General features: G+C 62.4%; 17 protein-coding genes and 1 pseudogene. 12 read left to right on the top strand and 6 right to left on the bottom strand.

Translation table 11 applies throughout. The features are described from left to right. Positions 1 to 251: 251 nt before the first annotated feature. The 3 genes and pseudogenes from B5525_RS46455 to B5525_RS22465 form a co-directional block, all read left to right on the top strand. Positions 252 to 785, top strand: a pseudogene (locus B5525_RS46455) (alpha/beta fold hydrolase); the annotation flags it as partial. Beyond that, positions 724 to 1185: an alpha/beta fold hydrolase gene (locus B5525_RS46450; RefSeq protein ID WP_244568136.1), complete on the top strand. Its 462-nt coding sequence runs from the start codon at positions 724 to 726 to the stop codon at positions 1183 to 1185. The pseudogene B5525_RS46455 and the gene B5525_RS46450, both read left to right, overlap by 62 nt. A 175-nt stretch (positions 1186 to 1360) precedes the next feature. After that, the gene (locus B5525_RS22465) at positions 1361 to 2065 is read left to right on the top strand and encodes a DUF2270 domain-containing protein (RefSeq protein WP_079567961.1); all 705 of its coding nucleotides are present in this window, start codon (positions 1361 to 1363) and stop codon (positions 2063 to 2065) included. A gap of 237 nt (positions 2066 to 2302) precedes the next feature. Here the strand turns inward: B5525_RS22465 and B5525_RS46445 are convergent. Beyond that, positions 2303 to 3348, bottom strand: a protein-coding gene (locus tag B5525_RS46445) for an IS630 family transposase (protein ID WP_425305208.1) whose coding sequence is annotated in 2 segments (ribosomal slippage) — positions 2303 to 2859 and positions 2859 to 3348 — 1047 coding nt in all. Because the reading frame shifts where the segments join, the coding sequence is not laid out codon by codon here. A gap of 926 nt (positions 3349 to 4274) precedes the next feature. Here B5525_RS46445 and B5525_RS22455 point away from each other — a divergent pair. Then, complete coding sequence (locus B5525_RS22455) at positions 4275 to 7640, top strand: adenylate/guanylate cyclase domain-containing protein (RefSeq protein WP_172899941.1); 3366 nt, start codon at positions 4275 to 4277, stop codon at positions 7638 to 7640. A gap of 262 nt (positions 7641 to 7902) precedes the next feature. Here B5525_RS22455 and B5525_RS22450 read toward each other — a convergent pair whose 3' ends face one another. After that, positions 7903 to 9360 carry an MHYT domain-containing protein gene (locus tag B5525_RS22450; RefSeq protein WP_079567959.1) on the bottom strand — a complete coding sequence of 486 codons (1458 nt, stop codon included), beginning with the start codon at positions 9358 to 9360 and terminating at the stop codon, positions 7903 to 7905. Positions 9361 to 9979: 619 nt separating this feature from the next. Between B5525_RS22450 and B5525_RS22445 the strand changes: the two genes are divergently transcribed. The 5 genes from B5525_RS22445 to B5525_RS22425 all read left to right on the top strand — a co-directional run bounded on the left by B5525_RS22445 (position 9980) and on the right by B5525_RS22425 (position 13287). Continuing rightward, the gene (locus B5525_RS22445) at positions 9980 to 10924 is read left to right on the top strand and encodes a metallophosphoesterase family protein (RefSeq protein WP_079567958.1); all 945 of its coding nucleotides are present in this window, start codon (positions 9980 to 9982) and stop codon (positions 10922 to 10924) included. A gap of 13 nt (positions 10925 to 10937) precedes the next feature. Next, a complete protein-coding gene (locus tag B5525_RS22440; protein WP_079567957.1) occupies positions 10938 to 11270 on the top strand; it encodes a cupredoxin domain-containing protein in 333 nt (110 codons plus the stop codon). Positions 11271 to 11361: 91 nt separating this feature from the next. After that, positions 11362 to 11922: a sigma-70 family RNA polymerase sigma factor gene (locus B5525_RS22435; RefSeq protein ID WP_079567956.1), complete on the top strand. Its 561-nt coding sequence runs from the start codon at positions 11362 to 11364 to the stop codon at positions 11920 to 11922. Beyond that, positions 11919 to 12680, top strand: a complete 762-nt coding sequence (locus B5525_RS22430; protein ID WP_079567955.1) for an anti-sigma factor family protein — start codon at positions 11919 to 11921, stop codon at positions 12678 to 12680. Before B5525_RS22435 ends, B5525_RS22430 begins: the two co-directional genes overlap by 4 nt. 70 nt (positions 12681 to 12750) lie before the next feature. Then, positions 12751 to 13287, top strand: coding sequence for an REP-associated tyrosine transposase (locus B5525_RS22425; RefSeq protein ID WP_079567954.1), 537 nt, complete (start codon positions 12751 to 12753; stop codon positions 13285 to 13287). 57 nt (positions 13288 to 13344) lie between these two features. Here the strand turns inward: B5525_RS22425 and hpnO are convergent, their stop codons facing one another. After that, positions 13345 to 14736 (bottom strand): aminobacteriohopanetriol synthase HpnO, encoded by a 1392-nt coding sequence (hpnO, locus tag B5525_RS22420; protein WP_079567953.1) that lies wholly within the window; start codon positions 14734 to 14736, stop codon positions 13345 to 13347. 138 nt (positions 14737 to 14874) lie between these two features. On the opposite strand from hpnO, the gene B5525_RS22415 reads away from it, so the two are divergent. After that, positions 14875 to 15483 carry a DUF2147 domain-containing protein gene (locus B5525_RS22415; protein ID WP_079567952.1) on the top strand — a complete coding sequence of 203 codons (609 nt, stop codon included), beginning with the start codon at positions 14875 to 14877 and terminating at the stop codon, positions 15481 to 15483. Here the strand turns inward: B5525_RS22415 and B5525_RS22410 are convergent. Continuing rightward, positions 15451 to 18039 carry an MMPL family transporter gene (locus B5525_RS22410; RefSeq protein ID WP_079567951.1) on the bottom strand — a complete coding sequence of 863 codons (2589 nt, stop codon included), beginning with the start codon at positions 18037 to 18039 and terminating at the stop codon, positions 15451 to 15453. The genes B5525_RS22415 and B5525_RS22410 overlap by 33 nt on opposite strands. A 453-nt stretch (positions 18040 to 18492) precedes the next feature. Here B5525_RS22410 and ispH point away from each other — a divergent pair, with 453 nt between their 5' ends. Further along, positions 18493 to 19419, top strand: coding sequence for a 4-hydroxy-3-methylbut-2-enyl diphosphate reductase (gene ispH, locus B5525_RS22405; protein WP_079567950.1), 927 nt, complete (start codon positions 18493 to 18495; stop codon positions 19417 to 19419). Between the two features lie 36 nt (positions 19420 to 19455). Next, entirely contained in the window at positions 19456 to 20604 is a 1149-nt protein-coding gene (hpnH, locus tag B5525_RS22400) for an adenosyl-hopene transferase HpnH (RefSeq protein WP_079567949.1), read from the top strand. Here the strand turns inward: hpnH and B5525_RS22395 are convergent. Together B5525_RS22395 and shc are read right to left on the bottom strand one after the other, a co-directional pair. Continuing rightward, positions 20545 to 21279 carry a phosphorylase gene (locus B5525_RS22395; protein WP_079567948.1) on the bottom strand — a complete coding sequence of 245 codons (735 nt, stop codon included), beginning with the start codon at positions 21277 to 21279 and terminating at the stop codon, positions 20545 to 20547. The two genes, hpnH and B5525_RS22395, sit on opposite strands and share 60 nt — an antisense overlap. Then, positions 21276 to 23237 (bottom strand): squalene--hopene cyclase, encoded by a 1962-nt coding sequence (shc, locus tag B5525_RS22390; protein WP_079573670.1) that lies wholly within the window; start codon positions 23235 to 23237, stop codon positions 21276 to 21278. The genes B5525_RS22395 and shc overlap by 4 nt, the downstream gene beginning before the upstream one ends. Between the last annotated feature and the right edge of the window lie 65 nt (positions 23238 to 23302).

Genomic DNA, 23302 nt, shown 5'->3' with positions numbered 1-23302 from the left:
CGTCAAAGGCACATCAGCGTCCACCGCATCCCGACCCGCATTCGTGACGATCGCGAAACGCCCCTCGGAGTGGGACGGGACGGCTGCAGATATAAAGTGATTTGGGTCTTCTGAAAATCAGAATATTTTTCGCGGCGGGGCTGGACAGGTTTTTGCTGATTTGCCCGTCGGGTCGTTTACGATCGCGTTTTCGAGCGAGTTGAGACCGGTTTGCGCCGAGAAAACGCGTCAGATAAATCAAATGGTCCGTAATGTGGAGAGCAGCGCCTGAGATGACGGACCGGCATCGCATCTGGGTCGAACAGGACGGCGGCCGCATCGCGGTCGCGCGATGGGGTGATGCTCTTTCGGGCAAGCCGCCGGCGCTGCTGGTGCACGGCACCGGCTTCGTCGCGGAGGTCTGGGACGAGATAGCGCGTGAGCTTTCCTCCAGATATAATGTCTATGGCATCGACCGCCGCGGCCACGGCGCCAGCCACAAGCCTTCCGCCGACCGTTATCATTTTCTGGATTTTGCGTCGGACGTCTGCTCCGTGGTCGAAACGCTCACGCTTAAAAATGTCTTCGGCGTCGGACACAGCGCCGGCGCCACCGATCTGCTGCTCGCCGCCAGGCTCATGCCGGCGCGCTTCTCGCGCCTGTTCGTGATGGAGCCGACAATCATGGATCCACGCACGGCTCGCGCTGACGGTGCCGGCTTGAGCGACACGGGCGCAGCCTTATGTGCAGGGAACGCTGCGCCGCCAGCCCGATTTCGACAGCGCCACCGCGGCGTTCACGCGCTATCGCGCGGCGCCGGCGTTTGCAACGTGGTCGGAGGATGCGCTCTGGTCCTATGTGCGGCACGGCTTCGAGACGCAGCCCGACGGCCGGGTGCGGCTGTTGTGCCGGCCGGACATCGAAGCGGCGATGCTGGGACCGATCTTCGAGGCGATGGAGCAGGTCTATGCCGGCGACGAACGCGGCAATCCCTTTGCTTCGCTCGCCGGAATCGACTGTCCCGTGCGCGTCGCGACCGCGGAAAATTCCTGGGCCATCTACAAGGAGATGGCCGCGCGGGCCGTCGCCTTGATTCCGGCCGCGAGCCAGTGGACCTTCGACGGTGTCGGCCACTGCGTGGCGCAGGAAGCACCGCAATTGTTGCTGCAGGCGCTGGCGGCGTTCGAGACTCAACGGCCTGGTTAGGGCGTGGACTCCTAAGCGCAAAACCGTGCTTCGACCTGGCCGCGCGACCATTTCTGTCGCAGCACGATTACGCCGAATTTATCGAGACCGACGACGTGAAATGAGTTCATAATAGAACATCGCCAAGCAGCATGTGTTGGGGTAGTGAATGGTATAAGCGCAAGGGGTCAAAACGATGAGTGAAAGCAACATCGAAGGTAAGCAATCTGCATTCAACCCAGCTGATATCACAGCGTTGTCGCACCTCTATCGCGGGGAGCTGTATCGTAGCACGGTCTGGCGTACACGCCTCGATACAACGACCAATTGGGCGGTCCTTACAACTGGTATTGCACTGTCACTCACGTTTAGCAGCGAATCCGCGTCCCCTCTGCCGTTAGTACTCGTAGGACTTTTGGTTACTACCTTCCTGTACATCGAGGCCCGGCGTTACCGCTTCTTCGATTTTTGGCGCATGCGCGCGCATGTCCTCGAAGTGTATTTCTTCGGTCCAATTCTTCGTGGCCATGGTGTCCAGGTCGAGAATGGCTGGAACGAGATTCTCTACCAGGATTACCGAGCCCCCAACCTCCATATTACATATGCTGAAGCCGTGGGTCGCAGGCTCCGCCACAACTACAGCTGGATTTTCGCAATCCAGGTGACCGCCTACCTCGGGAAACTGCTCATCCATCCGGTGCCGGTCGCCTCACTGCAGGAGTTCTGGATGCGAGCAGCGATTGGGCCCATTCCCGGTCAATTCGTCCTACTGGCCGGACTGGCATTCCACGCAACATGGATAATGATAGCGATTGCCACGTATAGAGGCCGGAGGGGCGCAGGGCGCGCGCGACCGCAGAATCCCGAGAGGGATCGGCTGCTCGATCTTGCACGAGGATAGGCGTAAATCTCGCAAGCGCTGCTGGCGACACCGCTGCGCTCATCGCGCGTTAGTCCGCTGTTGGCAGATAGTGTTGAAAAAGTCCTTATTGGCTGGCGAACGAAATTTTCAGGACCGCTGACGCGTTTCGTGCGCGGCGGCGTGAGTGACTACATGGTTCAATCCAAGAACGACGCTGGACCTTCGTGTCGGCCCTAGCGAGCTATATAACTGTAGAGACGTCTAATACCAACGGCCCTAAGGATTGACCGTTGCCCATGATCGATTTGGATCGTCTGCGAAGAAGTTCCATGCTGCGCAGGCTTTATCGACGATGTCGTCGTAGTCGTCGAAGACGGTGATCGCGAGTTTGTTGCCGCGCAGATATTCCCAGACGTTTTCGATTGGATTGAGTTCAGGGGCGTAGGCCGGCAAGTGCACGAGGGTGACGTTGTCGGGGATGGTGAGTGCGGCAGCGATGTGATAGCCCGCGCCGTCGAGGACGAGGGCGGCGTGGCTACCTGTGGCGACCATGCGGCCGATGGCGATGAGATGCAGCGACATGGTCTCGGCGTTCGCCGCCGGCATGACCAGGCCTGCGGCGACGCGACGTTGCGGACAGGCGGCGCCGAACAGATAGGCCCAGTCGTAGCGTTGGTCGCGCGGGGCGCGGGGCCTCGTTCCACGCTTGGCCCAGACGCGGGTTAGCGTGCCCTGCTGGCCGATCCGGGCCTCGTCTTGGAACCAGATTTCGATCGGCTTGTCTTTGGCGTGGTCGGGGAGCTGCGCCGTGACTGTCGTGGCGAAGTTTTTTTAAACGCCTCCTGGGCTTTTTCGTCGGCCTGCGGGTGGCGGGGCCTTACCGACAGCCTGCGGTAACCGAGCTTGGCCAGAACCTTCCCGACCGAACGCTCGTGGAGCGCGACACCGAAGCGCCGCTGCAATTCGTCGCGCAGATCGATCCGCCGCCAACGCACCACTCCGTGCCGCGCCGGATCGGGGCCGGCCTCGACAAGCTCGGCCAATTCGGCCTGCTGCCGCGCCGTGAGCTTCGATCCGGGGCCTGGCGATTTGAGATTGCGTAGCCCGGCCAGTCCCTCGGCGTTGTAACGATGCACCCAGTCCCGCAAGGTCTGACGATTCATGCCGCAGGTTTCGGCCGCCATCTTGCGGTCCAAACCGTCGAGCACCAGCGCAAGCGCCAGTATCCGCCGCGCCGCCGCACCGTCCTTCTCCCCGCTCGCCGCCTTGCGAAGCTCCGAAGCCGTCAGATCAAGCCGGGTGATCGATACCGCCGCTCCCATCGATGCCGCTCCTCTCTCAAGAGCCAGCATCGAGTCAGAGTTTCCCTGATTTGGGAATCCCAAAAATGAGTCAGTGTTTGGGGCCATTGGTATAAAGATCGAATTCTGCGAGATTTTCAGAGTCGTTCGATTTTCGAAAGCGGCCGGCCGGAAACGAAATCCATGATGGCCACACCAGTCGCCGGATCGCAGTAGTGGACCAGCCGAAACAATTTCAACAAAGTGTGGGCCGGTTCACATTCGGCGTTCGGAACGCGGCTTAAAATTTACGGGTTCGGCAATATCAAGACTGGAATGTGAGTCCTGCTTTGCGTGTGCCAAAAGCCGATGCTGCCTATCGGACAACTCTCAGCCATCCGGACTGGTTGCTTCGGCTCGCCCGGTCGCAATTGCGGCACCTCTCCTGAAAGACGGCCCGGGCAATCTTTGCCTCATAGAAGGAAGGATCAAGATGCGTCTCAAAAAGATAGCCAAATTGTTTGTGGTTTCGATCGTCATATTGACGGGTTTACCTGCGCTTGCGGCGCAGATTGCGCGCCATGATGGTGACTGTCGTTCCTGTGGGCAAAAAGCGGGCGCGTGTCGTGATCGGACATTCGGGACGTGCGTCGGGCGTGAGAGCGATGCGCCGCGTTGGAACGGTGGGAATACAACGCACGATGATTGGTCGGCCAGGATGATCCTGGGGTAACTTCCGACCGCGCTGTAGGCGTGCGCGCCACCGGAAGCCAGATGCCGTGCGCGAACGGAAGCGCGCTCCCCCGTCCGGTAGTCAGCTTTGCGCCAGAACCGGACCTCCCGTCAGAGTCAGCTTTTGCCCCTTCACGGACATGCGCTGCAATGCGCGAAACCGCCTGCCTTTGTCGCGCAAAAAGTATAAGCTATCCATCCTGCTGAGTAAGGGGCCTGTAAACCGCGGAGGCGATGTGCAGGAGATTGCCTACTGGCTTGAGCGACTTGGTCTTGGGCAATACGCACAGCGTTTTGCCGAAAATGAAATTGACCTCGCCGTACTCCCCCATCTGACTGACCAGGACCTGAAGGATATCGGCATTCCGCTCGGGCACCGGCGGAAAATCCTTGCAGCCATCGGCGAGCCGACGGCCGCGGCGCAGGCCGCACCCGAACCCTCTGCTGTTTCAATGGCGCCGAAGGCCCCGGACGCCGCGGAGCGCCGTCAGGTCACCGTCATGTTCGTCGACCTGGTCGGCTCAACGGAACTGTCGGCACGCATGGATCCCGAGGATTTACGAGACATCATTTCAACTTACCAGAAGTGTGTGACGGAGACAGTGCAGCGCTTCGACGGGTTCGTGGCAAAATACATGGGCGACGGCGTGCTCGCCTATTTCGGCTATCCACAGGCGCACGAGGATGATGCAGAACGCGCGGTACGGGCTGGACTGGACTTGATCGCGAGACTCGCAGCGCTCAAGGAGCCCGTTGTTCTGCAAGCTCGTGTGGGCATAGCGACCGGTTTGGTCGTGGTCGGCGATCTCATCGGCGCGGGCGAGGCGCAGGAGCGTGGCATTATCGGCGAGACTCCGAATCTGGCTGCACGGCTGGAGGGTATCGCGGCGCCCAACACGGTGGTCATCGCCGAGGGCACGCGCAGACTGCTCGGAAATCTGTTCGAACTGCAGGACCTTGGGGCCAAAGACCTCAAGGGAATCACCGGCTCGGTGCGCGCATGGGCGGCGGTACGGCCGAGTTCGGTCGAAAGCCGATTTGAGGCGCTGCGTGAGGGGACCGTGATCTCCCTTGTCGGGCGGGAGGAAGAACTTGAGTTGCTGCTTCGGCGATGGTCGCGGGCCAAGATCGGCGAAGGTCAGGTGGTGCTGCTTTCCGGTGAAGCGGGGATCGGCAAATCACGGCTCATCGTCGCGCTGTTGGAACAGCTTGCTCGCGAGCCGCACATGCGCCTGCGGTACTTCTGCTCGCCGCAGCATACCGACAGCGCGCTCTATCCGGTTATCGGCGAGATGATGCGCGCCGCTGGCTTTGCTCACGATGACAGCCCGCAAGCGAAAGCGAACAAGCTTGACGCGCTGCTGACGCAAAGCTCGACGCCGCCCCAGGATGCGGCGCTGTTTGCCGAAATGCTGTCGCTGCCCAACGATGGACGCTACCCTCCGGTTGAAGTTGAGCCGCAGCTCCGTCGTCAGAAAACGCTGCAAGCTCTTGGTTCGCACATCGAGGCGCTGTCGCGGATCAACCCCGTGCTGATGATTTTCGAAGATGCGCATTGGACCGATCCAACCAGCCTCGAATTGTTCGCCCGGGCGGTGGACCTGGCCGTGAGCCACCGGCTCTTGATCCTTGTTACTTTCAGGCCGGAGTTCAGCCCGCCCTGGATCGGACGGCCGCACGTGACGGCGCTGACCCTCAATCGGCTGGCGCGGCGCGACATCCATTTCCTGATCGAGGGAGTCATCGGCAACCGATCGCTGCCGGCGGGCGTCCGCCAGGACATCATCGAGCGCACCGATGGCATTCCACTGTTCGTCGAGAAGATGACCAAGGCGGTGCTGGATGCGGAGGGTGAGAGTGAAGCGCAGCGGGCCTTCGCAGGGGCACCAAGACCTGTCGTGGCGGTTCCGGCGAGCCTGCAGGCTTCGCTGATGTCGCGACTCGACCGGCTCGGCCCGGCGAAGGACGTGGCGCAGGTCGGCGCGGCGATCGGCCGGGAATTTCCCCACATGTTGCTGGCTGCGCTCGTACGCAAGCCGGAGGCAGAATTGGACGCCGACCTCGATCGGCTCATTGCCGCGGGCTTGTTGTTTCGACAAGGCACCCCGCCTTATGCGAGCTACCTGTTCAAGCATGCGCTGGTGCAGGACGCAGCCTACAGTACGCTGCTGCGGGAGCCCAGGCGCGTGCTGCATGCGCGCATCGCCGAGATCCTCGAAAGTCAGTTCGCAGAAATCGCCGAGAGCCAGCCCGAGCTGCTGGCGCGTCACTACACAAAGGCCGACCTGATCGAGAAGTCAGCGCACCTGTGGGGCAAGGCGGGACAGCGCTCGCAGGAACGTTCGGCGCTGGTCGAAGCCGCAGAACAACTTGGCCACGCCCTGGCGCAAATCGCAACCTTGCCCAGCACGTCCGACCTGCGGCGCGAGCAGATCATTTTGCAAGTCGCGCTCCTGAACACGCTCATGCATGTCAAAGGATATGGCGCGCCCGAAACCAAGGCTGCTGTGGCTCAGGTGAGAGCGTTGATCGAGCAAGCCGAACGGCTCGGAGAAACTCCCGATGACTCTTCGTTGCTGCTCTCAGCCCTCTTTGGCCAGTGGATCGTCAATTTCATAAGCTTCGATGGCGACATTGCGCGAGAGCTCGCAGCGCGCTTTCTGGCCCTTGGCGAGAAGGAGGGGACGGTACCGCTCATGGTTGGACACCGCACCATGGGGAGCACGCTCGCGTTTATGGGGGACCTCGTCGAGGCCGGAGTCCACTACAACGAAGCGCTCGCCCTTTACCGCGCCGCCGAACACCGGCGATTGATGACGCGATTTGGCCAGGACCTCCGGGTGACGTGCCTGGGGTTCCGTTCAATGCTCTTTTGGCTGCTCGGTTATCCCGAGGCTGCGCTCAGGGATGCAGACCGCGCGCTAATGGAAGCGCGCCAGATTGAACATGCCGCGACTTTGATGTTTACGCTGAATTTCCCTATTCTTATCAATACCTACTGCGGGAATTACGATGCGGCAAACGAGCGTCTCAAAGAACTTGTCATCCTGGCGGAGGAGAAAGGTGCCCCGTTCCGAAAGGCGGAAGGGGTGTTGCGGCAGGGCTATGTCCTGACCCTCACGGGAAAAGCCACCAAGGCAGTCGAGATGGTCACGTCCGGCATTGATTTGTGGCGGTCGGCCGGGTCGACAATATTTACGCCGGAGCACGAGTTCATGCTGGCAATCGCACATGCAGATTCGGGGCAGTTCGATGATGCCTGGCGCTGCATCGACAAGGCAATGACGGCGATGCAAGCAACCAAGGAAAGGTGGTGCGAGGCTGAGGCCCATCGCGTTGCCGGTGAAATCGCGCTCAAGTCGCCGCAGCGGGACGTGGCGAAAGCACACGCGTATTTCGAGCATTCCCTGACCGTTGCGCGAGCACAGCAGGCAAAATCATGGGAATTGCGCGCCGCCATGAGCCTGGCGCGGCTCTTGAGCGATCAGGGAAAACGGCAAGCGGCACGTGACCTTCTCGCCCCCATCTACGATTGGTTCACCGAAGGTTTTGACACGAGCGACCTGCGACAGGCCAAGGCCCTGCTCGGCGAGCTTCATTGATAAGGTCATGATGGCCGCAACGGCGTTCGAGGCCCAGACGGCCTGGTTCGCGTTTGCTGGTGATAGTTTCCAAGAAACAGGCGGCCTGGAGCAACAGGATATTCCTGTCACAGGATGCGGGCGTATCGGCGATGTCCGAATTCAGCGAGGGCACCAGGCTCGACGCTGCCAGGCCTGTCGGCGGCTGGCGCGAAAGCGTTCTTTGTTGTGGTGATGGTGCTGCTGCCGGTCGCATGAACATCGTGGGGGCGCCCTGTAGGCGTCATCCATGTTCTTCGACTCTGCTGGGTAAAATGAGGTGAAAACTTGCGCCGCGCGGAGAGTTGTCGGCGGCCCACAAGTGGCCGTTATGCGATGAAGCGATGGAACGACTGATGGACAATCCCATACCGGTCCCGTGAGCCTTCGTGGTAAAAAACGCATCGAAGATCTGGTTCGCCTGCTGCGGGGGCAACCCTACGCCGGTATCGCTGACGGAGACCATAAGTTGCTCGTTTTTCGCTCGCCGCGACTTGATGGCAAGCTCGCGCGTCCCGTCCACATCCTTCATCGCATCGATGCTGTTCATCATGAGGTTCATCATGACCTGCTGCAGTTGCACGCGATCTCCCATAACTTGGGGAAGATCTGCCGCCAACTCCATCCGTACTGATATGAGGTATCGCGTGGTCTGGCTGCGCAGGATGACGATCAATTCCTGAATAACTTCGTTTACATCAACCAACTCCCGTTGCGGTGTACCCTTCTTACAGAGCAGACGGATCCGGTCGATGATTTCCGCCGCACGCTTTCCGTCTTCCACTATTCTCATCGCACACGCGCGCGCCTCTTCGAGATTTGGAGTGTCGCAAGCGAGCCAACTCAAGCAGGCATGGGCGCTGGTGACGGCAGCAGCAATAGGTTGGTTCACTTCGTGCGCCAGGGAGGCACACAACTCACCCATCGTGGTCACCCGGCTGACGTGTGCGAGATCCGCCTGCGCCTCACGCAGCGCTTCTTCGGCGCGCTTCTGCTCGGACAGGGAGGCAATCAATGCGGAGGCCAGAATGGCAAACGTTGTGCCGGCAACCGCCAGGGCCAGCTTGGTTTGATCGAGACTGGCGTATCCGTGGGCCTCGGGAACCGGGCCGTGAGCCGAAAAAATGGTCCCTCCCATCGCCGTGTAGTGCATACCTGAAATGGCCAGGCCCATGACGACGGCGGCAATGAGTTTTTGCCCAAGATCTGTGGTTCGGAATGCCAGCCATAGTGCCGCCGTCGAGGCGCCGATCGCTATGATCAGGGAGAGCGCCACGAAAATGCGGTCGTAGCTGAGCTCGATGTGCTCCCACATTGCCGCCATGCCGATGTAATGCATGGCGGCAATGCCAAGTCCCATGAAGATGCCGCCGAGAACAAGGCGAAGCGGCGATCCGCTGTGGCGACCAATGACGTAAAAGCCGCCGCCGGTTACGAATATCGCCACCACGAGCGAGAGGGTGGTCAATCCGATGTCGTAGGACATCGGAGTCGGCATGATGAAGGCGAGCATGGCAACGAAGTGCATCGACCATATGCCGCCCCCCATTGTGATAGCGGCCGCCGCCAGCCATACGCGACGCGCGAGTCCTCGGGCCGCCGCCACGCGCCCGCCGAGATCGAGGGCGGTGTAAGATGCAAGGGCGGCGACCAGAATGGACAGCACCACGAGATACGGATCATACGTTCCGGTAACGACCATCGGGATTGCCCAATTTTCGGACCAGAGAGACCAACGCGCGATGAATCCGCCGACTCACCTGCAAATGCAGCCGGCAACATTGTCGGGGCGTCCCTAAAGGCCGATGCTGGCCGACGTTCCCCAGATGACTTGGTTTGTGAACATCAGGATGCTCCCTCGGCGCTTTGTTGACAAGATGGACGGGGGTGATGCGCGCCCTGATCCCTCAGAGCGGTGGGTTGGGGCCTGCACGGTTCCTGCCCGGCGCTGTTTTTTCCGGCATCAAGACACACCCCGGCCCTGTTAGCTTTGCACGTCATCCCTGAGGTCGCGCGCTCTCCGCCTAATGCTTAAGAAGCGAAGCAGCCATCAGCGGGTCCCGGTGCCGGAGGCGCGCCGGGACCGCATGTCCGGTCCTGGGCGCTCTTCGGAAGTGTCGTAACGTCCGACCTCAGTCCGGAATGCGCACCAAAGCGGACGTCCGTCGACCATTTCGAATTTATGGGGTGCACGCCCCGGGCGGCCCCTCACGAAATCGTCATCGCCCGCGCCCGCCGGTCGATCCCGGCCGGGAATAAACCCCGCCCCCGCCCGATCACGCCCCGTGGAAACCCAATCAAGGGTCCAAGGAGAACAGGCGATGAGCGATCACGACCATCATGATGACAAGCCCGGCGTCAACCGCCGCAAGGTGCTGGAGTGCATGACCTGGGCCGGCACCGGCGTGCTCTGGACCATTTCCGGCGGCGTGCCGCGCTCGCTGGGGCTGGTCGATTCCGCGCTGGCCGCCGAGCCCACAGGGCTCACCTTCCTGCAGATCAGCGACAGCCATGTCGGCTTCGACAAGCCGGCCAATCCGAACGCGCTCGGCACGCTCGAGGAGGCGATCAACCGGGTCAAGGCGATCCCGACCAAACCGTCGTTCATGATCCACACCGGCGACATCAGCCATCTGTCGAAGGCGGCCGAGTTCGACGACGCCGAACGCATCATCTCGCAGGCCAAGCTCGACGTGCATTACGTGCCGGGCGAGCACGACTTCCTCGACGAGGAGGTCAAGTTCTACAAGGACCGCTACGGCAAGGGCACCAAGGGCGCCGGCTATTATTCCTTCGACGCCAACGGCGTCCACTTCATCGGCCTCGTCAACGTGGTGGACCTCAAGGCCGGCGGGCTGGGCAATCTCGGCGCCGACCAGATCGAATGGCTGGAGGACGACCTCAAGGGAAAATCGAAATCGACGCCGATCGTGGTGTTCGCGCATATCCCGCTGTGGACGGTGTATCCACAATGGGGCTGGGGCACCGAGGACAGCGCCCGCGCGCTGGATTACCTCAAGGGCTTTGGTTCGGTGACCGTGCTCAACGGCCACATCCACCAGGTGATGCAGAAGGTCGAGGGCAACGTCACCTTCCACACCGCGCGCTCCACCGCCTTCCCGCAGCCGGCGCCGGGCACCGCCCCCTCGCCCGGCCCGATGAAGGTCGCCGATGACAAGCTTCGCACGCTGCTCGGCGTCGCCAGCGTCAACTTCAAGCCGGGCGACCAGCGCCTCGCGATCATCGACACGCCACTGCAGGGTTAAAGGAAATTCTCAGATGATGTCAGTAACCCTGCGCGGCCTCGGCAGACTTGCCGTCGCCGCGGCGATTTCCCTGTCGCTCGGCGCGGCGCACGCCTACGCCGAGGACGCCAGCGTGACGATCGACAATTTCACCTTCGCCCCGGCGGAGCTGACGGTGAAGGTCGGCACCACCGTGACCTGGACCAACCACGACGACATTCCGCACACGATCGTCTCGGCCGGCAAGTTCAGGTCGAAGACGCTCGATACCGACAACAGCTTCTCGTTCACCTTCACGGCGGCCGGCGATTACAAGTATTTTTGTTCGCTGCACCCGCACATGACCGGAATGATCAAGGTTGAATAGCCCGATAAACCAAGGCATCACAGCACTGCCCGGCCGGTGGACCGAAGCCGGCCGGGCAGCAACACTTTCGACGAAAGCCGGACCCAGCGCGATGCCGGTCAACGCTGCCAACGACGATCCGGACAAGGCACGGCGCTTTCGCGACGCGGCACTGCCGCATCTCGACGACGTCTATACGCTGGCGCGCTACATGCTTCGCGATGCGAGCGATGCCGAGGACGCGGTGCAGGAATGTTACCTGCGCGCGCTGAAGCATTTTGACTCTTATCGCGGCCCGGCGATGAAGCCCTGGCTGTTTGCGATCCTGCGCAATGTCTGCCGCGCCGAATACGCAAGGCGCGCCAGTTCGCCGACCCAGACCATCGAGGACGTGCCCGAGAAGGCCGAGCAGACGCCGCTGTGGAGCGAAGCACCGGAAACGCCGGAGGCCCAGATCCTGCGCCAGCGCGACGCCGGCGCGATCCGGCGGCTGGTGAGCGCTTTGGCCGAACCGTTCCGGGAGACCTTCGTGCTGCGCGAGATCGAGAATCTTTCCTATCGCGAGATCGCCCATGTCGAGGAAGTGCCGGTCGGCACCGTGATGTCCCGGCTCGCGCGCGCCCGCGCCATGCTGCGCTCGGCATGGCTGGCGGAACAGGAGCCACCGAAATGACCTGCGACGAGGCCGAAATCCTGCTGCACGCGCTGATCGACGGCGAACTCGACGCCGGCCATGCGCGCGAAGTCGAGGACCATATCGCGAACTGCGCGGCTTGCGCCGCCGCGCTGAGGGATTACCGCGAGATGAGCAAGGCGGTGGCAGGCGCCGATCTGCGCTACAAGGCGCCGCCCGAACTGCGCCGCCGCATCGAGGCTTCGCTGCCGCGGGCGCAAGCAGCGCCGAACCGGCGCTCGGTGTTGCGGGGCTTTGCGATGGGGTCGGCGGTGTCCGCGATCGCGGCCACCGGCCTCGTCGCCATCGTGCTGCGCAACGACGACCAGTCCCGCATTACTTCCGAGATCGTCTCGGCGCATCTGCGTTCGCTGCAGGCCGGCCATCTCACCGACGTGGTCTCGACCGACCAGCACACCGTAAAACCGTGGTTCAACGGCAGACTGGACGTGGCGCCGCCGGTGATCGACCTCACCGCGCTGGGATTCACCCTGATCGGCGGCCGGCTCGATTATATCGACGCCCGCCCCGTCGGCGCCATCGTCTACCGCCGCCGCCTGCACGTAATCAATCTGTTCGTGGCGCAAACCGCGAACACCGAGACCCGCGCGCCGAGGACCGAGACGTTCCAGGGATTCAATGTCCGAAGCTGGAGCGAGGGCGGGCTGAACTACTGGGCGGTCTCCGACATCGCCGCCGACGAACTCGCCGAGTTTAGCGAGAAGTTCCAGGGCGCGATGAAGACGAGCGCGGGGTGAGATCCCTGTAGGATGGGTGGAGCGCAGCGATACCCATCACCCCAGCGTATCGTCATGCTAAGATGTTTGCATGACCGATTATCGCCGCAATTTTCTCGTTGGAGGCAGCTTCTTCTTCACCGTCAATCTGGCGGACCGACATCTGCAGTTGTTGACGGAGCACGTCGACAATCTGCGGACTGCGTTTCGTGAGATACGCCGGCGTCACCCCTTCACCATCGATGCGATGGTTGTGCTGCCCGATCATCTCCACGCGGTCTGGACATTGCCCGAAGGCGACGCCGATTTTGCCACGCGCTGGCGCTTGATTAAATCAACATTTTCGCGCCAGATCGCAAACGGGGAGCGGATTTCAGAAAGCCGCGCGGCCAAGGGCGAACGGGGTATCTGGCAGCGCCGCTATTGGGAGCATACCATTCGCGATGAGGAAGATTTCACGCGTCACACCGATTACATCCATATCAACCCGGTCAAGCACGAGCTTGTGACGCGGGTGAAAGATTGGCCGTATTCGTCGTTCCACCGCATGGTGAAAATCGGCACCTACCCCACAGATTGGGCCGGCGACGCCTCGCATGACGGCGGGGATTTCGGAGAGCGAGCTTAGCCGCGGGCAGATGGGTTTCGCAAGCGCTCAACCCATCCTACAAGGGAACGATCGGCCCTACGCCGTCTTCCTCACGGCGTTGTCGACCAGCGTCTTGCCGAGCGACCAGATCGCGCCGGGGACCTTGTGGCTGGAGGCGATGACGGTGTCGAAGGCGGTCTCGATCCAGTTGCAGTCTTCCTCGGTGATGGTCAGAGGCGGCAACAGCTTGATGGTGTGGCTGCCGTGGCCGGAGACCTGGGTCAGGATCTTGTGATCCTTGAACAGCGGCACGGTGATGAGCTGGCAGAACAGCCCCTTGTTGGCGGTCTCCAGCACGCTCCAGGAGGCCTTCAGCCGCAGCGATTTCGGCGGGCCGAATTCGACGCCGATCATCAGTCCCTTGCCGCGAACTTCCTTCATCAATTCGTAGCCGGGGACCATCCGGGTCAGCGCCAGCCGAAGCTCGGCGCCGCGCTTGGCGGCAGCCTCGACCAGTTTTTCGGACTCGATCACTTCGAGCGTGGCGATGCCCGCCGCCATGGCGAGATCGTTCTTCGCGAATGTCGAGCCATGCACCACCGCGCGGTCCATCTGGTTGAAGATCTTGTCGAAGATCGACTTGCGGGTGAGCAGCGCGCCGACCGGAACATGGCCGCCGGACAGCGCCTTGGCGAGCAGCACCATATCGGGTTCGACATTCCAGTGCTCGACCGCGAGGAAGCGGCCGGTGCGACCGATCCCGGTCTGGATTTCGTCGGCGACGAACAGCGTGCCGTACTTCTTGCAGAGCGCCGCGGCGCCCGGCAGGAATTCGTCGGTCGGCATGTTGACGCCCTTGCCCTGGATCGGCTCGACGATGAAGGCGGCAACCTGGCGCGAGGACAGCGCCTGCTCCAAAGCCGCGAGATCGTTAAAAGGGATCGGGGTGCATCCCGGCAGCAGCGGCTCGAAGCCGGCGCGAAAATTCGGATCGTCGGTGAGCGACAGCGCCCCGTAGGACAGCCCGTGGAAGGCGTGGGCGCAGTAGACGATGCCCGGCCGGCCGGTGGCACCGCGGGCAAACTTGATCGCCGCTTCGACGCATTCGGCGCCGGAATTGGCAAAGAACACCTTGTCCAGATAGGGAACGAATTTCAGCAGACGTTCGGCCAGCACGCCGGCCAGCGTCGAGACGTCGAGCTGCACGAGGTTGGGCAGGTCGCTGTCGAGCACGCTCTTCAAGGCCTGGCGCAGCGCCGGGTGGTTCCGGCCGATCGCAAAAACGCCAAAACCGCTCAGTAGGTCGAGATAGCGCGCACCGTCACGATCGTAGAGGTACTGGCCTTGTCCCTTCTGAAAGCCGACATCGTAACCGATGGTCTTGAGCACCCGCACCAGTTGCTCATTCAAGTGGCGCGCATGCATGGAACTGCGCTGCGCCTGGCGGTCCACAAACATCTCGGAAACGTCTAGATTTGAATATAGCATCAGCTACATACTTCGGTTGATGGCCATTTCGTCAACTGAATTCGTCAACAGGGAACGCTCAATGCGGCGTTTTGCCCTGCCGTTCGGCCCATCTACATAAGCATAGGTTTAGACATGTTGCACTGCCCCCGAAACATCATGCGCCGAGTAGTATATACAGGAATATTTTTGGCGACAGGCCTTGCGCCTGCGCTGGCACTGGATCCCACCGGCGACTGGAAGGTGGCCGATGGCGTCGCCAACATCCGCGTTGCACAATGCAATGGCAGCATGTGGGGCGCGGTCTCCTGGGAACAGACACCGGGTGGCAAGGACACGCACAATCCAGATGTATCAAAACAGAGCAGGCCGAGCCTGGGGATGCCGATTCTGATCGACATGAAGAAGAAACCCGGCATCGACGCGTGGGAAGGCCAAGTCTACAACGCCAAGGACGGGCAATATTATAGTTCGACGATCAAGCCGGTCGATTCGGACCATCTCGAGATCCAGGGCTGCGTCCTCGGTTTTCTCTGCGGCGGCGAAACCTGGACCCGTGTTTCGGGTCCGATCCCCTCGAGCCCCGCCAACAGCATGGCCAAGGGTTCGCCGAAGGCTGCAGGCGCGGCGCCCAAGCCTGCCCCTGCGCCGAAGACCACCGGGTCCGTGAATCCAGCCGCCAAGGGCCAAAAACTGACAGCCGCGCAGCCCGCCGATCCCGTCGGTGACATCTGCCTACTCCCCGATGTCGCGGGGCTTTCCCATTAGCGCCGGCTGGAACAACAGCACCGCGGCGAGCGTGGTAACAAGCGAGAGCGCCAGAAGCTTGCCCATGCTCGCGGTCCCCGGGTGGCTCGACAGCCACAGGCTCCCGAACGCGGTCGCCGTCGTCAGCGCACTGAAAAATATCGCCCGCGTCAGGCTCGATTGCAGCAAATTCGTTCTGCCCGATCGCCATGCCGTGACATAGTAGATCTTGAAGGCGACACCGACGCCGAGCAATAACGGCAATGCGACGATGTTGGCGAAGTTGAGCGGCATTCCGATCAGCACGCAGATCTCCAGCGTCACCGCGCCCGCCACCAACAGCGGCACCAGCGTCAGCAGCACGTCGGTGATCCGCCGCAACGTCAGCCAGAGCAGGAAGCCGATCACCAGCAGCGCCGTGATGCCGGCGTGGATGAACGCCTTCACGACGGTGTCGCCGGATTTGAGGATCGAGACCGGTCCGCCGATCGCGGTCGGTTCGGCCTCCAGAACCGCGGCGGCAAACTTGCGCAGCGTGTCGTTGTCGTTGGGATCGCCGCGCGGCAGCGCCTCGACGCGCTGCAGGCCATCCCTGGTCTTCCACTGGGCGACCAGATCCGGCGGCAGGGTCTTCAGGCTGACCGGCGCCGCCTGCAGCGAATTCTTCAGTTGGTCGAGTACGACCTTCAGCGGGTTGACGAAAATCGCCTGGGTCTTGTCGCGCGTGGCCTGGTTGGAATCGGCGAGCTTCGACAGCGCATCGGCGAGCCGCCGCGACGCCACCGCGCCCGGACCCTTGGCATCGCCGGCGGTCCTGCGCAGGTTTTCCGCCGATCCTTTCAACGCTTCGACATTCTCCGCGTCCGACGGCGGGTCATCGATGGAGTCCGGGTTGAGCGCGGGATTGAGGACCTTGGCGCCCTGCGCGATCAGCTTCAGTTTCGCGGGCTGATCTTCCGGCACGAAGCTCTCCAGCGACATCACGCGCAGCACTTCCGGAACTTTCTCGAGCCGGGCCTGGATCTTCCTGGCGTCCTCATCCGAGTTCGTCATCACGTTGATGGCGTTGGCGCCGGTGTTGGGGTCCTTTCGCAGATCGAGAAAGGTCGCGATCGATTCGACCTTGGGACTGCGCAGATTGATCGGATTGAAGTCGAAGCGCAGGAAGTAAAGCAGCGGCAGGCCGGCGACCGCGATCAGCAGCGTGCCGACGATAATGACGACGCGATGATCCTCGAGAAAGCGGTCGAGCGGCGCCAGGAACGCGTAGCCGACCGGCTCCATTTCCCCGGGCGGGTTGAGCAGCTTCAACATCGCGGGCAGCACGGTGATGCTGGAGGTGAAGGCCACCAGCATGCCGACGCCGGCGATCTCGCCGAGTTCGGAGATGCCCTTGTAGTCGGTCGGCAGGAAGGAGAGGAATCCGGCCGCCGTCGCCATCGCGGCCAGCGACAGCGGCACCGCGGAGCGCTCGGCCGCCTGCACCAGCGCCGCCGTCAGATCGTTGCCCTTGAAGCGTTCCGAGCGGTAGCGGACGCTGTACTGAATGCCGAAATCGACGCCCAATCCAACGAACAGAACTGCGAACGCGACCGAGAGCAGGTTGAGCGAGCCCACCATCATCAACCCGGCGGCGGTGGTGATGGAAAGGCCGATGAAGAGATTGACGAACACCGCGAAGATGATCTTCGGCGAATGCAGCGCCATCCAGAGAATCACGAGCACGACGATGACGGTGCCGATTCCGTTCCTGATGGCGCCGTCCTGAACGGTGGCGAATTCCTCGTTGGCGATCGGAACCGGCCCGGTCAGCCTGACCCGCGCGCCATATTCGCCCGCGAAATTAAGGTCGTTGGCCGCCTGCCGGATCGCGTCGGTCGCAGCCTTGCCGGGCTCCAGCGCGTTGAAGTCCAGGATCGGCTTGAACTCGATGAAGGCGCGCCGGTCGGAATCCTCCAGCGGCTTGTCGCTGGTGAGCTCGCGCCAGGAGAAGGTCGCCGAACCCTTGTTCAGGACGTTCTCGACGGTCTGGGCGATCAGGTTGAAGGGCCGCTCGGTGCTGTCGAGCTTGACCTGGCCGCGCTTGACGCCGGCGAGCCCGGTTTCCAGCGCGCCGGTCAAGCCGCGGATAGAGGGATCGCCGGCTATGATCTCGATCAGGGGTGCTGCCGATTCGAACTGTCCGGTCAGCTGGCCGACCTCCGCCACCGGCAGGAACAACAGCCCGTTCTTTTCAAAGAATTCTCCGGTGCCGAGCTGGGCAACCGATTCGAAGTTGGTCTTGTCGCCCGACAGTTTCTCGGCCAGCGCCTTGGCTGCCGTGCTGGTCAATTCCGGCGTCGGGGCCTCGACGACCGCGAGAATCGTCCGCTCGCGATCGAAGGCGGCGCCGAACTGGTTATCGCGCTTGCGCCAGTCCAGATTGGACGAAATCAGCGTGTTGATGTCGGTGTTGATGGTGAAATGCCGGGACGTATAGTAGCCCGCCGCTATCGCAAGAATGAGCGCGACCAGAACCGTGAGAGAAGCAAACCTCGTGCAGGCTTTGACAATCGATACGACAATACGGGTCAGCACATCTATTCTCTCTAATGTTAACGGCGCGCCGGTAAACGCCCGCTGTTTACCGGAGTTTCACAAGCCGATCTAATGTTGCTCTTTTAATGGTTTACCTGGGGGCGCGGGAACTGGCAGCACCAGGGCGCCGAAACCATGCCGAGACGGTGATATAGTCGGGTTGGACTTGCGGTAAAGTGACGAACAAGTGACGGTTCCTCTGCCCTATCGCCCTCATTTCCGCCATACCCTACTATGATACCGGGATTAACCTCGCTGTCAGCTCACCCCGTTTTGGCCTCCCGTGTTCGAGACCCGCCTTTCCTAACCGGCGGTTTTTTGACACAAAGCCCGGTGCCTCCATGCGCTTGGGGACAGGGGCGGATGCGGAAACGGGCATGGCGCGGATATTGCAACTCCCCAGCTGGAGAAAGCGCGGAAATGAGTTTGGTGCAACTGCGTAACGGGCGTCCCATGGAAGTGTATCTTGCGCAGCCGCGCGGCTTTTGTGCCGGCGTCGTGCGTGCCATCGAAATCGTCGAGCGTGCGCTGGAGAAATACGGCCCGCCGGTCTACGTGCGACATGAAATCGTGCATAACAAATACGTGGTCGAGAGCCTGAAAAACAAGGGCGCCATCTTCGTCGAGGACCTCTCGGAAGTGCCGCCACTGGCGGTCACCGTGTTCAGCGCCCATGGCGTGGCGCGGACCGTGGAGGAGGAAGCGGCGGCCCGCGGCCTGCCGGTCCTCAACGCCACCTGTCCGCTGGTCACCAAGGTCCACAACCAGGGCAAGCGCTATATGTCCAAAGGCCGGGCGCTGATCCTGATCGGTCATGCCGGGCACCCCGAGGTCGAGGGAACCATGGGTCAGGTTCCCGGCCCCGTGCTCCTGGTCCAGAACGTCGACGACGTGGCCGCCCTGACGATCCCCAAGGACACCCCGGTCGCCTACATCACCCAGACCACGCTGAGCGTGGACGACACCAAGGACATCATTGCCGCGCTCCAGCGGCGGTTTACAGATATTCAAGGCCCGGACATAAGGGATATCTGCTATGCGACACAGAACCGCCAAACTGCGGTAAGGGACCTCAGCAAGCTCGTGGACGTCATCCTGGTGGTGGGGGCTACCAACAGTTCCAATTCGAATAGGCTGCGCGAAATCGGCACCGAAGCCGGCGTCGCGAGTTATCTCATTGCCGACGGCAGCGAGCTGAACCCGGATTGGCTGAAGGACGCCAGGGCCGTGGGCATCACGGCGGGCGCCTCGGCCCCCGAGGTGCTGGTCGACGACGTGATCGAGGCCTTGCGGCGGATCGGCCCGGTGAAGGTGTCGGTGCTGCCCGGGCGCGAAGAAAATATCGAATTCCGGCTTCCGGCTGAACTGGCGGCAGGCTGATCCACTTCTCTCGAGTGTCCAGAAAGAGAACCTGTAATGGCAATACCCTTCTTCAAGGAACTGCGTATCGGTGGTTATCTGATCAAGCAGAAGCTGATGGGCCGCAAGCGCTATCCGCTCGTCCTGATGCTGGAGCCGTTGTTCCGCTGCAACCTCGCCTGTGTCGGCTGCGGCAAGATCGACTATCCCGATGCGATTCTCAATCGCCGCATGTCGGCGCAGGAATGCTGGGATGCCGCCGACGAATGCGGTGCGCCGATGGTGGCGATCCCCGGCGGCGAACCGCTGATCCACAAGGAGATCGGCGAGATCGTGCGCGGCCTCGTGGCGCGCAAGAAATTCGTGTCGCTGTGCACCAACGCGCTGCTGCTGGAGAAGAAGCTCGATCTGTTCGAGCCGTCGCCCTATCTGTTCTTCTCGGTGCATCTCGACGGCCTGAAGGACCACCACGACAAGGCGGTGTCGCAGAAGGGCGTGTTCGATCGCGCTGTCTCCGCGATCAAGGCGGCCAAGGCGCGCGGCTTTACCGTCAACGTCAACGCCACGATCTTCGACGGCCACCCGGCCGAGGAGATCGCGAAATTCCTCGACTTCACCACCGAACTCGGCGTCGGCGTCTCGATGTCGCCGGGCTATGCCTATGAGCGTGCGCCCGACCAGGAGCACTTCCTCAACCGCACCAAGACCAAAAAGCTGTTCCGCGACGTTTTCGCCCTCGGCAAGGGCAAGAAGTGGAACTTCATGCATTCCGGCCTGTTCCTCGACTTCCTCGCCGGCAATCAGGAATATGAATGCACGCCGTGGGGCATGCCGGCGCGCAACATCTTTGGCTGGCAGAAGCCCTGCTACCTGCTCGGCGAAGGCTATACCAAGACCTTCAAGGAGCTGATGGAGACCACCGACTGGAACACCTACGGTACCGGCAAGTACGAGAAGTGCGCCGACTGCATGGCGCATTGCGGCTACGAGCCGACCGCGGCCAAGGCGGCGCTCGACAACCCGCTCAAGGCGATGTGGGTGGCGCTGCGCGGCGTCCGCACCACGGGGCCGATGGCGCCCGAGATCAATCTCGATAACCAGCGCCCGGCGCAGTACATCTTCTCGTCGGAAGTGCAGAAGCGGCTGTCAGAGATCCGCCGCGACGAGGCCCTCGCCGCCGAGCAGAAAGCCTCGACAGCCGCGTAACGAACGCAGCGCGCGATTGAAATCGATTCCGGTCGAGACCAGCGCGCGCAGCGTCATCGGGTTGCGCGCCACCCCGCGCAGCACCTTGCGCAGGTCGATATCGCCGTTCGGCTTGATCGCGGTCATCGCCAGCGCCGGCAGAGCCCGGCTGGCGGGGTCGGCGATCACGCGCAAGGCGGCGAACGGAAGTCCGGCCTCGGTTGCGTAGGCGGCCGCGATATGGCTTTCCATGTCGACGGCGGCGGCGCCCGTCTCCGAGTGCAGCGCGGCCTTCACGTGCCGCGCAGCGACCACATGTTCGGCTCCCGCAAGACTGCCCCTGACCACGCGTCGGCGCCCCAGGGCGACGCCGGCGATCATCTCTTCATTCAGCGGCAGGCCGGCCAGCCAGCGCGTATCGCCGGCCAACACCTCGGTCGCCACCACGACGTCGCCCGATTTCAGCGAAGGATCGAGGCCCCCGGCCACGCCAAAGCTGATGACGCCCCTGATCGTCGTGGGATCGAACACCGTCAGCAGCGCCCGCAATTGCGCGGGATCACTACTGCTGCAGATCACGGTCATGCCGGGCCCAGCCGCGATGCGGGCCTCCTGCACAAGACCGGTCACAATCAATACCGGCCGCGGGTCAATTCGCTTGCCCGCGGACGTAACGCCCCCCGCCCCCAATTTCACATTCCGACCCCTACCACCCTGCTGTTGGTGTTCCTCAGGTTCCGATACCGCGCCAACGCCCAGAGCGGAAAGAACTTCGGATAACCATGATAGCGTAGATAAAATACCCGTGGAAAGCCCGTTGCCGTGTAGCGCTGCTCGTCCCACAGTCCTTTTTGGCTCTGTGTGGCTATTAGGTACTCCACCCCACGGGCAACCGCCGGATGCTCAACTTCGCCCGCCGCCATCAGGCCAAGCAAGGCCCATGCCGTTTGTGAGGCGGTGGCAGGCGCCCCCTCGAATCCCCGGTAATCGAGCTTGTAGCTGGTGGCATCCTCGCCCCAGCCACCGGCCTTGTTCTGGATCGACACAAGCCAGTCGACCGCCTTGCGGATCATGGGATCCCCGTGATCGACGCCGGCGGCGTTGAGCGCGCACAGCACCGACCAGGTGCCGTAGATGTAGTTCAGCCCCCAGCGGCCGTACCACGACCCCTCGGCGAGCTGGGTGCGGCGCAGATAGGCCACCCCGTCGGCCACCGCCTTGCTGCTCGAAGCGGTCTCGCCGAGCTGCGCCAGCATCGAGATGCAGCGGGCGGTGACGTCCTCGGTCGGCGGATCGAGCAGCGCGCCATGATCGGAGAACGGGATGTTGTTGAGATAATATTCGAGATTGTTGACGTCGAAGGCGGCCCAGCCGCCGTCGCGGCTTTGCATGCCCTCGATCCATTCGCGGCCGCGGGCGATCGCTGCATCGTAGTCATGGCTCCGGCTCAAGCGCTGGGCGCGATCCATCGCCATCACCACCACGGCGGTGTCGTCGAGGTCGGGATAATAGGCATTGTTGTACTGGAAGGCCCAGCCGCCGGGCCGCACCTCGGGGCGCTTCACCGCCCAGTCGCCCTTGACGTCCAGCACCTGCTTCGGCTTCAGCCAGTCCAGCCCCCGCATGGCCGGGCCGAGCGCCTCGCCGCCGGCCTCCAGCAGCGCGTGGCAGGTCAACGAGGTGTCCCACACCGGCGAGACGCAAGGCTGGCAATAGGCCTCGTGCTCACCGATCACCAGGAGCCGGTCGAGCGCGTTTCTTGTGACCACGCGCGGCGGATAATCGGCGCCCTTGCCGAGCACCTCGTACATCATCACGGCGTTGGCCATCGGCGGATAGATCGCGCCGATGCCGTCTTCGCCGTTGAGCCGTTCCTCGACGAAAGCCACCGCGGCATCGATCGCGCGCGCGCGCAGGCGCTTCGGAAACAGCGGCTCGACGGTCCGCAGCACGCTGTCCAGTCCGCGGAACAGCAGGAACCAGCCCCAGCTCTGATGCGGCGCCTTCGCCGTCATCCCGATCGAATGCGGCTTCTGCAGGAACAACTCGTCGATGCCGACGCCGCTCGTGTTTCGCGCCCGCGGCTTCAGCGCCGCCAGCACCATCAGCGGCACGATCGTGGTGCGCGCCCAGTACGACATCTTGTTGAGATGGAACGGAAACCACAAGGGCAGCAGCATGATCTCGACGGGCAGCACTGGCACGCTGCGCCAGGTCATGACGCCGAACATCGCCAGCATGAAGCGGGTGAAGACGTTGCTGTGGATGGCGCCGCCGCGCGAGCGGATCGCCTCGCGCGCGCGCACCATGTGCGGGGCGTCAACGGAATCGCCAATCATCTTCAGCGCGAAATAGGACTTCACGCTGGCGCTCATTTCGAAATCACCCTCATGCACCAGCGGCCAGCCGCCATGGGCGCCCTGCACCCGGCGCAGATAATTGGCGATCTTGGCTTCCAGCACGGTGTCGACGGGCTCGCCGAGATAGTGGCGAAGCAGCACATACTCGGCCGGGATCGTGGAGTCGGCTTCCAGTTCGAACACCCAGTGCCCGTCCGGCTGCCGGTAATCGAGCAACGCGCGCGTCGCCGACGCGATGCTGGTCTGAAGGGCCTCGCCGGTTTTCGATCCAAGTGACTTTTCGACGGAATGCATCAGGCTCGACATCTCCTGTAGTTGCCCTGCTAGGTTACACCAGAAAGCCGTTTTGCCGGCTAGAG

Source organism: Bradyrhizobium erythrophlei, assembly GCF_900129505.1.
In the GTDB taxonomy this organism is placed as follows: domain Bacteria; phylum Pseudomonadota; class Alphaproteobacteria; order Rhizobiales; family Xanthobacteraceae; genus Bradyrhizobium; species Bradyrhizobium erythrophlei_D.
The sequence above is the reverse complement of the archived record's forward strand: the minus strand, read 5'-3'. Positions and strand labels throughout refer to the sequence as shown.

Coding starts and splice junctions, on each gene's coding strand:
- B5525_RS22465 (WP_079567961.1), top strand. CDS start 1,361: ATGAGTGAAAGCAACATCGAAGGTAAGCAATCTGCATTCAACCCAGCT.
- B5525_RS22450 (WP_079567959.1), bottom strand. CDS start 9,360: ATGGTCGTTACCGGAACGTATGATCCGTATCTCGTGGTGCTGTCCATT.
- B5525_RS22445 (WP_079567958.1), top strand. CDS start 9,980: ATGAGCGATCACGACCATCATGATGACAAGCCCGGCGTCAACCGCCGC.
- B5525_RS22440 (WP_079567957.1), top strand. CDS start 10,938: ATGATGTCAGTAACCCTGCGCGGCCTCGGCAGACTTGCCGTCGCCGCG.
- B5525_RS22435 (WP_079567956.1), top strand. CDS start 11,362: ATGCCGGTCAACGCTGCCAACGACGATCCGGACAAGGCACGGCGCTTT.
- B5525_RS22430 (WP_079567955.1), top strand. CDS start 11,919: ATGACCTGCGACGAGGCCGAAATCCTGCTGCACGCGCTGATCGACGGC.
- B5525_RS22425 (WP_079567954.1), top strand. CDS start 12,751: ATGACCGATTATCGCCGCAATTTTCTCGTTGGAGGCAGCTTCTTCTTC.
- hpnO (WP_079567953.1), bottom strand. CDS start 14,736: ATGCTATATTCAAATCTAGACGTTTCCGAGATGTTTGTGGACCGCCAG.
- B5525_RS22415 (WP_079567952.1), top strand. CDS start 14,875: ATGCGCCGAGTAGTATATACAGGAATATTTTTGGCGACAGGCCTTGCG.
- ispH (WP_079567950.1), top strand. CDS start 18,493: ATGGAAGTGTATCTTGCGCAGCCGCGCGGCTTTTGTGCCGGCGTCGTG.
- hpnH (WP_079567949.1), top strand. CDS start 19,456: ATGGCAATACCCTTCTTCAAGGAACTGCGTATCGGTGGTTATCTGATC.
- shc (WP_079573670.1), bottom strand. CDS start 23,237: ATGCATTCCGTCGAAAAGTCACTTGGATCGAAAACCGGCGAGGCCCTT.